This window comes from Citrobacter sp. GW821-FHT02E08, assembly GCF_059421685.1.
In genome coordinates, this window is the sequence record NZ_JBWKVL010000027.1 from 1 (window position 1) to 14,523 (window position 14,523).

Sequence of the window (14,523 nt, forward strand, 5' to 3'; positions counted from 1 at the left end):
TGGCGGACTCAGCCCGGAACAGTTTGAAAACCAGAACCTCGCTTAGGGCCGTGTCCACATTACGTGGGTAGGATCAGGCTTGCTGTTGAGTGAAAAACTGCTTCGCATCCTGAAGGTCTTGCGCGACATTTGCCGATTGTCTAGCGGTAGCGGTAATAGCCTGGCTATTACTGGCAACTTTCGATTGCGTCGCGGTATCGACTTTTGTCACCGTGGTGGTGACTCCATCGCGCCCATCTTTGCCATCTTTTGGTTTAGGGGCGTCTTCAAGGGCTTTAATGCGGTTGTCTTCGTGGATATTTTGATTCAATAACGCATGATTCACTTGCTGCTGGTCGGCTTTGTTAGTGGTGATTTGCGTTTGCAAATTCTTATCCCCACTTAAACGGTTCGCCGCTTCACTATCAACAGTGCTCTGATCCGCTTTGGTGTTGAATAAAATACCAATTTGATGATTATTCGAGGCAATTTGGCCAGTATGTAAATCGGCTTGCGTTTGAACATCATCCACTTTTTTGTTTACGACAATGACTGCATCTTTCGTGCTATTTAAATCAGCATCAACAGACGTAATGCGATTGGTATTATTTTGAATCTGATCCAGGTCGTATGTTTTAACAGACTCATCAACCCCTTTAACAGCGATAAAGGTATTTGTACCATCTATCGTACCGATATAACCAACGCTGGCAGCATGAGCAGAAGAAATGGCGATGGCGCTAAAAACAACGACAGAAACTGCAGATTTAACAAATTTCATTTAAACATTTCCACAAGAAATTAACATAAGTGTTATTACTGTTATTTTTAAGCGTTGAGACGGCCTTTGTCTCTTCCAGACAATATCTTACCGAGTGGTGACTAATTTCCTTTTTTAGTAACGCGAATAAACTATCCAGCAACGTGATAGGTTAAACTTTGATGTAGATCACGCATGGCACGAATAGCTAAAGTTTTGGGGGGTGAAAATCTGCTGTTATCCAGATCAATAGAAGATTAGAGAATAAATGGAAGGGCTGTTGAATTATATTTAATCTAAGAATGAACTGTTTGTAACCTGGGTTATTATTTATTTCTGATACTTTATTTTGTTTTTTCTGGTTCACTATTTTGAATTTTATTGATGATACGTAGTGTTAATGTTTTAGATAGGATGGTTCTATTAGATGGTTTAAAGTAGAGTAAGTGATATTGATATGTGAAAAGTATACATAGCATTAATCATGGATAACATGCTCAATAACGTCATCTTTACGCTTTAACGAATGCCACAAGGTGTTTTTTGGATGAAATATTGACGGTAAAAATGGGCGTGATATGTACTGGCGTCATTTATCGTTTTCGCTTTCTTGCTGACCCTGAAACAGGGCTGGATATCAGCCTGCCAGCGAGGGCTTGCAATCGCCAACTGCTTTCCTTACTCTGTTAATAATCAAGCGATTTGTACTACTAACGACTCGGGGTGCCCTTCTTAAATGAAGGCTGAGAAATACCCGTACCACCTGATCTGGATAATGCCAGCGTAGGGAAGTCTGACACTGCTCGTGTCTCATCTTCTTCACGCGGGCAGGAGCTGAACATGCAGCCTGACCTGCACAGCCGCGCTCTGGCGGCTCGTACCTTGCACCAATTTCGAACACTTTCTCCTCTCACACACTGTATGACGAATGATGTCGTACAAACGTTTACAGCGAACACATTGCTGGCGTTAGGCGCTTCACCTGCCATGGTGATTGAACCTGAAGAGGCAGGCCAGTTTGCTGCCATCGCGAGTGCGCTTCTGATTAATGTCGGAACACTGACACAGGCACGCGCTGAAGCCATGCGCACGGCGGTGGAGCAGGCGCGCATATCCAATACCCCCTGGACGCTTGACCCTGTCGCCGTGGGCGGACTCGATTTCCGTCGTCGCTTCTGCCTGACGTTGTTGGCGCTGCAACCTGCCGCTATTCGCGGGAATGCGTCTGAAATTCTTGCGCTTGCCGGAATGTCTGCGGGCGGACGCGGAGTGGATACTACCGATACAGCCGCCTCGGCGTTACCTGCTGCGCTTGCCCTGGCGCGTCAGTGCGGATGTGTCGTGGTGGTGACGGGAGAGGTGGATTACGTGACCGATGGTCAACGCACCGTCTGTGTCACCGGTGGCTCACCATTGATGACGCGTGTCGTGGGTACGGGGTGTGCTTTATCCGCAGTGGTGGCGGCAAGTTGCGCGTTGCCGGGGAATACGCTGGACAATGTCGCCTCCGCCTGTAGCTGGATGAAGCAAGCGGGGCAAATAGCAACCGATCGCAGTCAGGGACCCGGCAGTTTTATTCCTGCTTTTCTTGATGCTCTCTATAACCTGAACGCGGAGGAATACGCATGAAACGGATAAATGCTTTAACCATTGCTGGCACGGACCCCAGCGGCGGTGCGGGAATTCAGGCCGATCTGAAAACATTCTCGGCCCTCGGTGCGTATGGTTGCTCCGTCATTACCGCGCTGGTCGCGCAAAATACGCGCGGCGTTCAGTCGGTCTACCGAATTGAACCTGATTTTGTCGCGGCGCAGCTTGATTCTGTGTTCAACGATGTGCGAATTGATACCACCAAGATCGGTATGCTGGCGGAAACCGATATCGTTGAGGCGGTGGCTGAACGTTTACAGCGCCATCAGGTGAAAAATGTGGTGCTGGATACCGTCATGCTGGCAAAAAGCGGCGATCCATTGCTTTCACCTTCCGCCGTTGAGACGCTGCGAACCCGCTTGTTGCCGCAGGTATCCATTATTACGCCAAATTTACCTGAAGCCGCGGCGTTGCTTAACGCTGAGCATGCGCGTAGCGAGCGGGAAATGCTGGAGCAAGGTCGCGCGCTGCTGGCGATGGGCTGCGGCGCGGTGCTCATGAAAGGAGGACATCTGGACGATGCACAAAGCCCGGACTGGCTGTTTACGCGCGAAGGCGAGGTGCGTTTTACCGCCCCCAGAGTGAACACCAAAAACACGCATGGCACGGGCTGTACGCTGTCGGCGGCGCTGGCGGCGCTTCGTCCTCGCCACCAAAATTGGGCAGAAACGGTGCAGGAGGCAAAAATCTGGCTTTCTGCGGCGCTGGCTCAGGCAGATACGCTGGAAGTGGGCGAGGGGATTGGGCCGGTACATCATTTCCACGCATGGTGGTAATGGTAGTATACTGGCAACAGACTCGTCTGCCAGGAAAAAGATAAATGGAACAATCGCATACCCGGCTGATTGCGCAACTGAACGAACGAATTTCAGCGGCGGATAATACGCCGCTCTACATGAAGTTTGCAGAAACGGTCAAGAATGCTGTGCGTAGCGGAATTCTTGAGCATGGCAATATTTTGCCTGGTGAGCGTGATCTTAGCCAGTTGACTGGCGTTTCGCGAATTACGGTTCGTAAAGCGATGCAATCGCTGGAAGAAGAAGGGGTGGTGACTCGCGCGCGCGGATACGGGACGCAAATCAACAATATCTTTGAGTATTCCCTTAAAGAGGCGCGTGGTTTTTCTCAGCAGGTGGTCTTACGCGGTAAAAAGCCCGATACGCTGTGGGTCAATAAACGCGTTGTCACCTGCCCGGACGAGGTGGCACAACAACTGGCGATTGCGAGTGGAAGTGATGTCTTCCTGCTAAAACGCATTCGCTATGTGGATGAAGATGCGGTTTCCATCGAGGAATCATGGGTGCCGGTGCATCTTATTCATGATGTGGATGCCATTGGCGTCTCACTGTATGACTATTTCCGCAGCCAGCACATTTTTCCCCAGCGTACGCGTTCTCGCGTGAGCGCACGTATGCCGGATGCCGAGTTTCAGTCACATATTCAGATGGACAGCAAAGTGCCGGTGCTGGTGATAAAGCAAGTGGCGCTTGATCAACAACAACGACCCATTGAGTACAGCATCAGCTACTGTCGAAGCGATCTATACGTTTTTGTGTGCGAGGAGTAGCTCTTCGCGCAGGGGCGCGCAATCTCCCCCGCGATGCCCAACCACCCAGGATGCCACTGCGTTGCCGAGCAGCACGGCATCTGCCAGTGACCAGCCGGATGACAGTCCGGCCAGCACACCTCCGGCATGGCTGTCGCCTGCGCCGATCGTGTCTACGACCTCGACAGGAAACGCCGGGACGCAGCCCGCAGCATGCTGACTGAAGTACCATGCGCCGTCTTTATCGTGGCGCACGACCAACGGTGCTGAAAATCGCGCCAGCCATGCTGCGCCAAAGGCCGTCATTTCGGTGCTGAGTTCAAAACGTTCGGCGGCGATTTCCGCCTCCTGGCGGTTGAGAGACACCAGAGGACGCAGCGCCATAATCCGTGACATTAATGCGTCAGGAATATCGCCGATGCGTGGGCCAAAATCGATAAAAGGCGTCACGTCGTCTAAACTTTCCAGCCAGCATACCAGCCGTTCACCGCAAGGGGCGGCGAGCTGATAACCGGAGAGATAGAGCAAACTCTGGCGGGGGACGGACAACTGCGCCAGCCAGTCGCTATTCCACTGGTTTTCTACGCCGCTGAATGACATAAAGGTGCGCTCGCCATCAGGCTCCACCAGGGCCAGACACCAGCCGTTATCGCCTTCGGCGTTGTCGATCAGGCTCTGTAAACCCTCTTTTGCCATTCGGTTACGGATAATATCAGCCCATACGCCCTGGCCCAGCGGCAGGGCATTGCTGGCTTCAATCCCCAGACGTTTTAACGCAACGGCGATATTAAGCGCGCAGCCGCCAACATGCACACCCTGTTGTTTTAACTCAATGTCGCAGCCGCGCCAGGGCAGAGCCCAGGCATCGGCAATCACGTCAATGACCGCCGCGCCCACCACGGTGACAGGGCGACGGGTGGTCAGGGTCGGCAACAGATCTCGCAAGTGTGCGGCATTCATGATACCTCCCGCATTTGACGCAAACGCACCAGTTCGGTGGCGTAGCGAGCAAAATCCAGCTGATTAACCGCATCCAGTTCTTGCTTCAGGTCCGGGGAGATAGCCCCAATACCGTTTAATGCGCCGCAAATCGCGGTCGCCATCGCGCCAATGGTGTCGGTGTCGCCGCCGAGGTTGGCGCAGAGGATCGCGCAACGATTCGGGTCGGTCTGCGCCAGTTCCACCATCGCGATGGCGCAGGGCACGGATTCAATGGTGCTGGTGCCCGCCCCGACGACCTGGTAAAGCTGTTCGCTGGCGGATTCAACGCCGTTGGCTTCACGAACGATTTTCAACGCCAGTTCCAGGCGGGCCGAGAGCGAAGCGCTAAAGGTGGTGATGCGTTTTTGCTGGGCGTGATGGGCGATGGCAGGAAGTGAGTCGACAATTCTCGCCCAGGGCTCGCCATCAATCGCACGAGAAATCGCCCACGCGACCACCACAGCGCCGGCCACCGCGAGATCGGACTTATGCGTTGGACTGGAGGCCAACGCCACTTCATCGATAAAGGTATCCAGAGAATGGGTCGGCAGCAGGCAGCCTAACGGTGAGACGCGCATCGCAGCACCGTTAGTGACGCCGTTGTTCTCAAGCTCAGCCACCGGTTTACCGTTACGAATGGCGTTAAGCGCAATTTTGGATGTTGGGCCCAGCACGTTTTTGTTGAAAGCATCGAAGCGTTCCGCCCACGCCAGAATGTTGCGTCCGATCAGGTCAGGATTAATTTTCCCGTCACATTCGAGCAAGGCATCCGCCAGACACAGCGCCATGGAGGTATCGTCCGTAAACTCCGCACGATTAAAATAACAGGCGGCGTTGTTCTCCTCCGGGCCTGGCAGGAAGCGGTCAATCCAGCCAAAATGTGCTTTTACGCGCGTTCTTGGCCATAGCTCAGACGGCATTCCCATCGCATCTCCTAATGCTTGCCCGTAAAGAGCGCCGAGAATACGTTCAGCTTTCATTTTACTTCCCCTTTTGTCAGTGCAATATCGCGATCGTCCACGTTAATCGCGGTGATTTCCTTAGCGGATTCGCGAAAGAAAATCATAAACAGGACGGCAATCACCGCGATCATCACCGCGCCAAATGTCCACATTCCCGCCCAGTTGAAGGTGAGGCCGTTTACCGGTTCTTTATACGCAAACATCTTTTCCATCATCATGCCGCCGAGGCGGTAGCCCAGCAGGCTGCCAAACCCCTGGCAACAGAGCGTAATCAGCCCCTGAGCCGCCGTACGCATATGAACGGGCGCCTTTTTGTCGACATAAATATAGGCCGTTACGTAGTAGAAGTCGTAACTTACCCCATGAAGCAGAATGCCGAGGAACAGCAGGGCGTAAGTGAAGTATTCCTCTGCGCCGCCGTAAATAAAGAATCCGTAGCGAATGGCGGCGGTGATAAGACCAAGCAACAGAACCTTTTTAATACCAAAGCGTTTGGTAAAGAAAGGCAATGCCAGCATAAAGAAGATTTCAGAGAACTGCCCAAGCGTCATCCAGCCTGTCGCATTCTGCATACCCACTTCCGTCAGATAGCCATTGGCGAAGATGTAGTAAAACGCCAGCGGCATGGCAAACAGGAATGAACAGAAGAAGAAGACCAGAAAGTTTTTATCACGCAGCAGGATCAACGCGTCCAGACCCAGCATCACTTTGAGATCCAGCTTGCCGGTACTTTTTGGCGGCGTATCCGGCAGGAAGAGGGCAAAAACTCCCAGCAATGCCGAGCTGGCAGCGGTGATAAGCAGCGGAATATTGGTCGGCGAGATATCGCTGTAACCCAGCATCTGCGGTAAGAATCCGCAGGCCAGACCAGAGGCTATCCAGCCGATCGTCCCCATGACGCGGATGCGCGGAAAGTCGCTTTCAACATCCCCTACGTTGGAAAACGCAATGCTGTTGGTTAATGCGATGGTCGGCATATAGGTGAGCGAGTAGGCCAGCAGCAGCGGGAAGAAGCCGGAAAACGTGGTTTGCTGCGCGGCGAAATACATCAACACGGCGCCTGCAAGCATCAGTACTGCTAACACTTTTTGCGCGGAGAAAAAGCGGTCAGTTAACGAGCCGACGAGGATAGGGGAAAGGATGGCGGCGATGGCGGTACACGCGTAAGACCAGCCGATTTCACCGGCAGTAAAACCGCTTTTACTCAGCCACAACCACAAAGGGACGAACCAGGCGCCCCAGATAAACCATTCAACAAACATCATGAACGACAGCTTCACTGTAGTTTTCATCTTTAAATCCTTCATGACAGGTAAGGTACGCTCAGACACTACCATTAAATAATACCTTTAAAATACCTTTGAGCTGCAAATTTGACCGCTGTAACACTTTTTTGTACGTGAATCGTGCCAGCAGATAGCGCTGAAAAGTGTCTTAAAGTTGGAAAAAATGCCCACCTGATACCAGGCTTATGGCTGCCCGCAAAAAGGCGGGTCAGGATAATACACACTCCGATACGCAATCGGAATGACGGGAGCATAGCTATGACTGATATTGCGCAGTTGCTTGGCAAAGACGCCGACAGCCTTTTACAGCATCGTTGTATGACCATTCCTTCTGATCAACTTTATCTGCCCGGACATGACTACGTTGACCGCGTGATGGTTGATAATAATCGCCCGCCCGCTGTCCTGCGTAACATGCAGACGCTGTATAACACCGGGCGTCTGGCAGGGACCGGGTATCTTTCTATTTTACCTGTCGATCAGGGGGTAGAACACTCTGCCGGGGCGTCCTTTGCGGCGAATCCACTTTATTTTGATCCGAAGAACATTGTGGAACTGGCGATCGAGGCGGGTTGTAACTGTGTGGCCTCCACTTACGGCGTACTGGCGTCGGTTTCACGACGTTATGCGCACCGCATACCGTTCCTCGTGAAACTCAACCACAACGAGACGCTGAGTTACCCCAATACCTTTGACCAAACGTTGTATGCCAGCGTTGAGCAGGCATTCAATATGGGCGCGGTGGCGGTCGGCGCAACCATCTATTTTGGTTCGGAGGAGTCGCGTCGCCAGATTGAAGAGATTTCAGCTGCCTTTGAGCGTGCGCATGAGCTGGGAATGGTAACCGTGCTCTGGGCGTATCTGCGCAATTCAGCCTTCAAGAAAGACGGCGTGGATTACCATGTGTCTGCTGACCTGACCGGGCAGGCCAACCACCTGGCGGCCACCATTGGTGCGGACATCGTCAAACAGAAAATGGCAGAAAACAACGGCGGCTATAAAGCGGTTAACTTCGGCTATACCGACGATCGTGTCTACAGCAAGCTGACCAGCGATAACCCCATCGATTTAGTGCGTTACCAACTGGCGAATTGCTACATGGGGCGTGCGGGGCTGATTAACTCCGGCGGTGCTGCAGGAGGAGAAACCGATCTCAGTGATGCGGTACGTACTGCGGTTATCAATAAACGTGCAGGTGGCATGGGCCTGATTCTGGGGCGCAAAGCCTTCAAGAAATCGATGGCGGACGGCGTGAAATTGATCAATGCCGTACAGGATGTCTATCTGGATAATAAAGTGACCATTGCCTGAGGTCACTCATTCCTCTCCCGCGGAGGGAGGGGAATGTTCTCAATGACTTCAGCGAAGCAAAGGACAGTCTGGCGGCAACCGACAGCGCAGCGCGGCAGGCAGGATCTCAATATGAAACTGTTGACCGCTGAGCGGTTCGCCATCCAGATTAAAGGTGATCTCGTGCGGTGCCTGAATATCAAACCACGATGAAGCGCCGTCGATGATGTTCGGGTTTTCCTCGGGTTGCTTCAGTGTCGATAACAACGCAGGGAGGAGTTCTTCGCCCGTGAAGATCCGCAACTGTAAAAGACCATCATTAATGAGCGCATCCGGGCAGAGCTGTTGTCCGCCTCCAGCCTGACGGCCATTTCCAATACCAATGACCAGCGCGTCGCCTTGCCACTGAAAGTTCTCGCCCCGGATTTCGCAACGGTCTGGTTTAAGGGTATCCATCCGCATTAACCCATGAATAAGGTACGACACGCCGCCCAGCGCCGCTTTCAGTTTTTCCGGCGTTTCGGTCGTGATCCGCGTACCGAACCCACCGGTCGCCATATTGATAAAACAGGTTTTATCATTGACCTGCGCCATATCGATTTCCACCGCAGAACCGGCGATGGCCAGCTTGAGGGCGTTGTCCAGCGCATCAGGAATTCCCACGCTGGTGGCGAAATCATTGGCGGTGCCCAGAGGCAAAATCCCGAGGGCAGGGATGTTTGCTCCCTGACACTGGATGAGCGCGGTAGACACTTCATTGATCGTGCCGTCACCGCCCCCCGCGATAACGGTCTCAACGCCTAACTGGCGGGCCTCTTCGACATAACGTTGCGCGTCGCCCTTTTCCCAGGTGACGCGAACATGGATATCTACGCCTTCGTTACGCAGCAACGCAATGGCTTCGCGTAGAAGTGGGTTGTCTGCACTTTTACCATTCAGGATCAGTAAGCTGGCGGGGAATTTTGCCATCCGTTATCTGCCTTTTTCATTAATATGTTGAAAGTGTAGAGCAGAACGGGAAAGAGAGGTTCAGAACAGGATGAAATGCTGATGTGTTTAACCAGGATTAGGGACAGTTCTCAGTAAATAATGCATGTGGAAAATGCAGTTTTTTTGTCTTTGATGATGTTGCGGTGACGTGACCGTTGGCAAAGTGCCAGAAGCGGGCGTTGCTATTACCAAGGCGTGTTGATCAATAGGGAACAGGTCAACCCAATTACTATTTAATGCCCAGTCGTACGACAACCCCAAACCAGAAATATAGTTCTCTGTTAGCGTTCTGTTACCTGAGTTGAGGTTGCGCATACCCATTCATTCTTCTGAGTAAGAAATACGATATCCACCCTCAGCCATGAGAACGTTTGCAAATCCAGCTCGGTCGAGGTGCATTCCTGCAATGAGCAGTTTCTCCCTGACTGCCTGTTGCAGTATTTTTTTTCGTGTTCCTTCGGCCTGAGCGGGATTGCAATCAAATTCAATGGAAACGGCCGGATGCGCTGACTGAATATGTGGGAAATGGACGATGTCTCCCCATATCAATAAACTTTTATCTCCAGCATTGATACGAAATCCGGTATGACCTGGCGTGTGGCCCGGTAGCCATACCGGGAAAATACCCTCTGTTATTTCGCTCCCGCCAATAAAGTGTAATTTCGCTGCATAACCTTCTAATGTTCGACGGACCAGCATGAAATTACGTTGCCTACGCTCGCTGGCCATTTTCATTTTTTCATCATCCTGCCAGTATTCTGCTTCGAGAGGATGAAGATGAAGTTCAGCATGTTTATAGGCTGGTCGTCCTTCAGCGTCCAGCAGACCGCCGATATGATCAGGATGGCCGTGTGTCAATAAAACGGTGTCCACATCATCTGGGGAGACCCCAACTTCGCTGAGGTTTTTTTCGAGCAGACCTCCCACGTTGTTAAGACCCCCGGTACCGGCATCAACGAGTATGGTTCGCCCCCTACCGCGGATTAGATAACAGTAGATATGAATATTTCCGGGTTCAGCGATCCCGGCACTTTGCTGAATTAACCTGGCATCAGCTATTTCAATGCCTGACAGTAAATCCAGGCTGGCTGGCATACTACCATCACTCAGGGCAGTAACCAGAAAATTCCCAATCTGACAGGAGGTAAAAGGTGGATAGTTCATAAATACCCCAAGGTTAGTTTCGAGCGTGTATTTGCGGTGCGGTAAAGCCAAAACAGCGAATACGTACCATCAGCCCCATGGTCTGTCGAATGGCCAGGTCCAGTTCACTCATAAAATTCTCCATCACTTCCGGCGTACGCCATTTTGTCAGACGATAAAAGAGTTCCGCGTAGACCGGATGCCCACATCCCGGTCTTACATCGACATATATGATGTGAACCTTTTCCGGTTCTGCACCGAGAATATCACTGCACAGCTTACTGCAGTGACGGGTGAAATTTGGCTGTTCAGTGAACCTGTCGGAATGATCAGCCGAAATATAAAAAGTAAGGTTAGGCATGATTTTTCGGTTTTCCTCCCTGATGAGCCTTCACAGAGTTTTGCAATTGTGTTGTAAGAGGTTCGTAGAGATATGCGTCGGGTACTGTGCCTGCTAACTGTGCAGCAGTTTCCCATGCAAGAACGTATGCCACTCGCCGCTCCGGGAAATTATCCAGCCCTGACGCCTGCATTTCCAGCGGCCTGTAACCCAGTTCGGTCTCTATAAAACTGATCGGATGAGAGCTGAGCAGCAGTATTTCCTCTGAGGATACGGCCGGAGCCAGGCATTCGCATTCATACAGATTACGGTGCCAGTCAGTAATATGCGTCTGCCAGTGGGAGAAATTACCGCCGCCTTTTAGCCGGTACTCGTCACTGATGATAACGTCCGCATCGTTAACGGTATGAATGGCGAGATAAACAGGACAGCCTGGCTGTCGGGCCCGGAAACGCTGGGACGTGCTGAATCCGCTGACAGAGACCAATGCGGGAAGTTTTTCCAGGCTGTAAAATTTATTCCAGGCTTCCTCGCTTTTGGGATCGTTATAAGTGCATTCCACGATATACAACATCGACTTACCTCTGCATGAATAAATATTGAATCTGCTCAATGATTTTTCATCATGCTACATGCTGTATTTTCGGCTATAAAACGATATTACTTCATCAATCAGTGATATTACGTCACTGAAAGGTCATCGTATGCACAAATCAAGGGACAGTTATTATGCGCAGAAAAATTCCGAGTAGTACTTCCCTGCAGGCTTTTGATGCCGCCGCCAGACACGGTAATTTTGCCCGGGCAGCAGAGGAGTTATCGCTGACGGAAGGAGCCATCAGCCGACAGATCGCACGCCTTGAGTCTTTGCTGAACTGCAAACTTTTTGACCGGGCGGGAAGCCGCGTAAAGCTTAATCCTGTCGGGGCTCGCTATGCACATCACGTACGCGAAACGCTCGAACGGCTCGACAGGGACACCCAATACATAATGGGAATGCCTGAGGGTAGTAAAAGTCTGGATATTGCCGTCCTGCCAACGTTCTCCAGTCGATGGCTTATTCCCCGCCTGAACGGCTTTAGAGCGATGTACCCGGGAATAACATTAAATATAGCGGCCAGAACAGACCCTTTCATTCTCACCGGGAGTGGCTTTGACGCCGTCGTTCATTTTGAGCATCCTGCATGGGCGGGCATGCGCATGCATTTTCTCTTTCAGGAAAAACTGCTTCCTGTGTGCCATCCTGCACTGCTAACGAAAAAGAACGTCAATGAGCAGTTGAACGAACTGCCCCGCATTCACCGGCGGCAGAACCCGGAAGCATGGCATAACTATGCCCAGGAAAGCGGGATAGTCCTTGATAATCCGGCTCAGGGTGTCCGGTATGACCTTCATGAAATGGCGATAGCGGCCGCACTGGCGGGACAAGGCGTGGCAATGGTTCCGCGCATGTATGTTGACAAAGAGCTGCGTAGCGGAATACTTGTCGCGCCCTGGCCAGAATCAGAGCACCTGAGCAAAAAATTCTGTTTGGTAAAACCACAGGAAACTGGAATAAATGAACCTGCACTGCAGGATTTTGAACGCTGGCTCCTGACGGAAATCAGTTGACGTTAATGTCCGTTCCTCGCTCATAGCTGCCGTTTAGATACTGTGCATAGCTAACTGTGTATTATCAGCAGATCAACCTGCGATGGACTGAATCACCTCAACGTTGGACTGACCCCGCTCCGGTAGACGATCCTGCCCGATAGCGGAAACTGTTTCCTGGTGACCACGACCCACGTAAGCCGATGAGCGAAAATACCATCAATAAGGCGCTGCGCACGATGGCCGTAGAGCCCTGTAAGCAGTGTAGCGGCAACGTTAATAGTCGGCATTTTTGTCTGAATTATCACTTTTGTTTCTCTTGTCTTATGTATTATTGCTGTGGTTCAATATTGAGAATGAAAAAAAAGAACCAGAAGAAATTTTGGAAATAATTTATCAACAATGTTAACTATTGATGAAATTAAAGTAACATCTCGTAAATTTGTCTTTTTTATTTCTCATAGACGAGAATTTACATATCATGATATAATGTGACAGAAAAACACGCAGGTTATTAACCTGCCAGTAATGTAAATAAATTTTTTAGGAGACTATTCCAGTGGGACGTAAATGGGCCAATATTGTTGCTAAAAAAACGGCTAAAGACGGTGCAACGTCTAACGTATATGCAAAGTTCGGTGTAGAAATCTATGCTGCTGCTAAACAAGGTGAACCAGATCCAGAATTAAACTCATCTTTAAAATTCGTTATTGAACGTGCGAAACAAGCACAAGTTCCAAAACACGTTATTGATAAAGCAATTGATAAAGCCAAGGGTGGCGGAGATGAAACGTTCGTGCCAGGCCGTTATGAAGGCTTTGGACCAAATGGTTCAATGATCATCGCTGAAACATTGACTTCAAATGTTAACCGTACAATTGCTAATATCCGCTCAATTTTCAATAAAAAAGGCGGGAATATCGGTGCGGCAGGTGCTGTCAGCTATATGTTTGACAATACTGGAGTGATTGTATTTAAAGGAACAGACCCTGACCATATTTTTGAAATTTTGCTTGATGCTGAAGTTGAGGTTCGTGATGTAACCGAAGAAGAAGGGAACATCATTATCTATACTGAATCTACAGACCTTCATAAAGGAATTGCAGCGCTAAAAGCTGCTGGGATTACTGAATTTTCAACAACAGAATTAGAAATGATTGCTCAATCAGAAATTGAACTTTCACCAGAAGATTTAGAAATCTTTGAAGGGCTTGTTGATGCCCTTGAAGATGACGATGACGTTCAAAAAGTATATCATAACGTTGCAAATCTCTAATTATAAATTAAAGAAATCTGTCATTGTGGCAGATTTTTTAACTTATAAATTTGTTATAAAAAACATATCTGGCCAGATATATTGATTATAAAAAATAGATAAAAACCACTATCTCCAAGAAGAAATTACATTAATTGAAATTTCTGGCCTTAACTATCTGATGATAGACGGCAAAGGAGCACCTGCAAGTTCAGTTTTTCAAAACACGATTTAATTTTTATATGCGACGGCTTATATGATTTCAATGTCTTACCGAAATCCAGATTTTTCAATTGAAAATTTATTGATATTCTGCGTCAGGCTTCAGCGTACTTTGCTCTGACGGAGGTCGACCGCCATGGTAAGTGTCAAATCACGTTATTTCAGCAATACTTAATCCTCTCCACGATAGCGTTGCCCCAGTGTGTTGTATCCCATAGCCGAACACACCTCTGATTTCTTCAAGCAGAGCAACCTCAGACAGATGAGTGCTCCGGCGCTGATTCTGTTTACGACCACAGTCAACAAACTCCTCATTAAATATCCTTCAAACCATCAGGATTTGTGAAATCCGCCATAATTAGTAGGGATATTCAACGGTAGGAGACAATCATGAAGGAGTTACTAAAGCTAAATATCGACGAGTTCAAAACTCACTTCCTGGGGAGGTGATTCTGTAAATAGACCCGTTTTAGTTCCATGCATTTTTTGAGATCCCAGCCAAATAATGGTGTTGTCGATATTCCTCCGG

Annotated in this window: 14 protein-coding genes, 1 pseudogene and 1 riboswitch; of the genes and pseudogenes, 7 read left to right on the forward strand and 8 right to left on the reverse strand. The window is 49.9% G+C overall.

Annotated elements, in window-relative coordinates:
• Positions 1-73: 73 nt before the first annotated feature.
• Positions 74-760 (reverse strand): hypothetical protein, encoded by a 687-nt coding sequence (locus AC07UY_RS21320; protein ID WP_494701904.1) that lies wholly within the window; start codon positions 758-760, stop codon positions 74-76.
• 688 nt (positions 761-1,448) lie between these two features.
• A riboswitch (TPP riboswitch) is annotated at positions 1,449-1,546 on the forward strand.
• Positions 1,547-1,579: 33 nt separating this feature from the next.
• On the opposite strand from AC07UY_RS21320, the gene thiM reads away from it, so the two are divergent.
• The 3 genes from thiM to AC07UY_RS21335 are packed head-to-tail and all read left to right on the forward strand — an operon-like array spanning position 1,580 to position 3,956.
• Positions 1,580-2,368, forward strand: coding sequence for a hydroxyethylthiazole kinase (gene thiM / locus AC07UY_RS21325; protein ID WP_494701903.1), 789 nt, complete (start codon positions 1,580-1,582; stop codon positions 2,366-2,368).
• On the forward strand, positions 2,365-3,165 hold the full coding sequence (gene thiD, locus AC07UY_RS21330) for a bifunctional hydroxymethylpyrimidine kinase/phosphomethylpyrimidine kinase (RefSeq protein ID WP_494701902.1): 801 nt from the start codon (positions 2,365-2,367) through the stop codon (positions 3,163-3,165). The genes thiM and thiD overlap by 4 nt, the downstream gene beginning before the upstream one ends.
• Positions 3,166-3,209: 44 nt before the next feature.
• The gene (locus AC07UY_RS21335) at positions 3,210-3,956 is read left to right on the forward strand and encodes a GntR family transcriptional regulator (RefSeq protein WP_494701901.1); all 747 of its coding nucleotides are present in this window, start codon (positions 3,210-3,212) and stop codon (positions 3,954-3,956) included.
• Here the strand turns inward: AC07UY_RS21335 and AC07UY_RS21340 are convergent.
• Genes AC07UY_RS21340 through AC07UY_RS21350 form a run of 3 tightly spaced genes read right to left on the reverse strand, consistent with a single transcriptional unit; the run spans position 3,930 to position 7,170 of the window.
• Positions 3,930-4,895, reverse strand: a complete 966-nt coding sequence (locus AC07UY_RS21340; RefSeq protein WP_494701900.1) for a PfkB family carbohydrate kinase — start codon at positions 4,893-4,895, stop codon at positions 3,930-3,932. The two genes, AC07UY_RS21335 and AC07UY_RS21340, sit on opposite strands and share 27 nt — an antisense overlap.
• A complete protein-coding gene (locus AC07UY_RS21345; protein WP_494701899.1) occupies positions 4,892-5,896 on the reverse strand; it encodes an ADP-ribosylglycohydrolase family protein in 1,005 nt (334 codons plus the stop codon). Before AC07UY_RS21345 ends, AC07UY_RS21340 begins: the two co-directional genes overlap by 4 nt.
• Entirely contained in the window at positions 5,893-7,170 is a 1,278-nt protein-coding gene (locus AC07UY_RS21350) for a nucleoside permease (RefSeq protein WP_494701898.1), read from the reverse strand. The genes AC07UY_RS21345 and AC07UY_RS21350 overlap by 4 nt, the downstream gene beginning before the upstream one ends.
• Positions 7,171-7,422: 252 nt before the next feature.
• On the opposite strand from AC07UY_RS21350, the gene fbaB reads away from it, so the two are divergent.
• Positions 7,423-8,475, forward strand: a complete 1,053-nt coding sequence (fbaB, locus tag AC07UY_RS21355) for a class I fructose-bisphosphate aldolase (RefSeq protein WP_494701897.1) — start codon at positions 7,423-7,425, stop codon at positions 8,473-8,475.
• A gap of 48 nt (positions 8,476-8,523) precedes the next feature.
• On the opposite strand, the gene yegS is transcribed toward fbaB, so the two are convergent.
• The 4 genes from yegS to AC07UY_RS21375 form a co-directional block, all read right to left on the reverse strand.
• On the reverse strand, positions 8,524-9,423 hold the full coding sequence (gene yegS / locus AC07UY_RS21360) for a lipid kinase YegS (protein ID WP_494701896.1): 900 nt from the start codon (positions 9,421-9,423) through the stop codon (positions 8,524-8,526).
• Between the two features lie 342 nt (positions 9,424-9,765).
• On the reverse strand, positions 9,766-10,608 hold the full coding sequence (locus AC07UY_RS21365; protein WP_494701895.1) for an MBL fold metallo-hydrolase: 843 nt from the start codon (positions 10,606-10,608) through the stop codon (positions 9,766-9,768).
• A 13-nt stretch (positions 10,609-10,621) separates the two neighbouring features.
• Positions 10,622-10,948 carry a hypothetical protein gene (locus tag AC07UY_RS21370; RefSeq protein WP_494661251.1) on the reverse strand — a complete coding sequence of 109 codons (327 nt, stop codon included), beginning with the start codon at positions 10,946-10,948 and terminating at the stop codon, positions 10,622-10,624.
• Positions 10,941-11,501: a sugar ABC transporter gene (locus tag AC07UY_RS21375; protein ID WP_494661250.1), complete on the reverse strand. Its 561-nt coding sequence runs from the start codon at positions 11,499-11,501 to the stop codon at positions 10,941-10,943. The genes AC07UY_RS21370 and AC07UY_RS21375 overlap by 8 nt, the downstream gene beginning before the upstream one ends.
• Positions 11,502-11,656: 155 nt before the next feature.
• Between AC07UY_RS21375 and AC07UY_RS21380 the strand changes: the two genes are divergently transcribed.
• From AC07UY_RS21380 to AC07UY_RS21390, 3 genes and pseudogenes are all read left to right on the forward strand, one after another.
• A complete protein-coding gene (locus tag AC07UY_RS21380) occupies positions 11,657-12,538 on the forward strand; it encodes a LysR substrate-binding domain-containing protein (protein WP_494661249.1) in 882 nt (293 codons plus the stop codon).
• A gap of 149 nt (positions 12,539-12,687) precedes the next feature.
• Positions 12,688-12,768 (forward strand): annotated as a pseudogene (locus AC07UY_RS21385) (hypothetical protein); the annotation flags it as partial.
• 308 nt (positions 12,769-13,076) lie between these two features.
• Positions 13,077-13,793: a YebC/PmpR family DNA-binding transcriptional regulator gene (locus AC07UY_RS21390; RefSeq protein ID WP_494661248.1), complete on the forward strand. Its 717-nt coding sequence runs from the start codon at positions 13,077-13,079 to the stop codon at positions 13,791-13,793.
• Positions 13,794-14,523 lie beyond the last annotated feature (730 nt).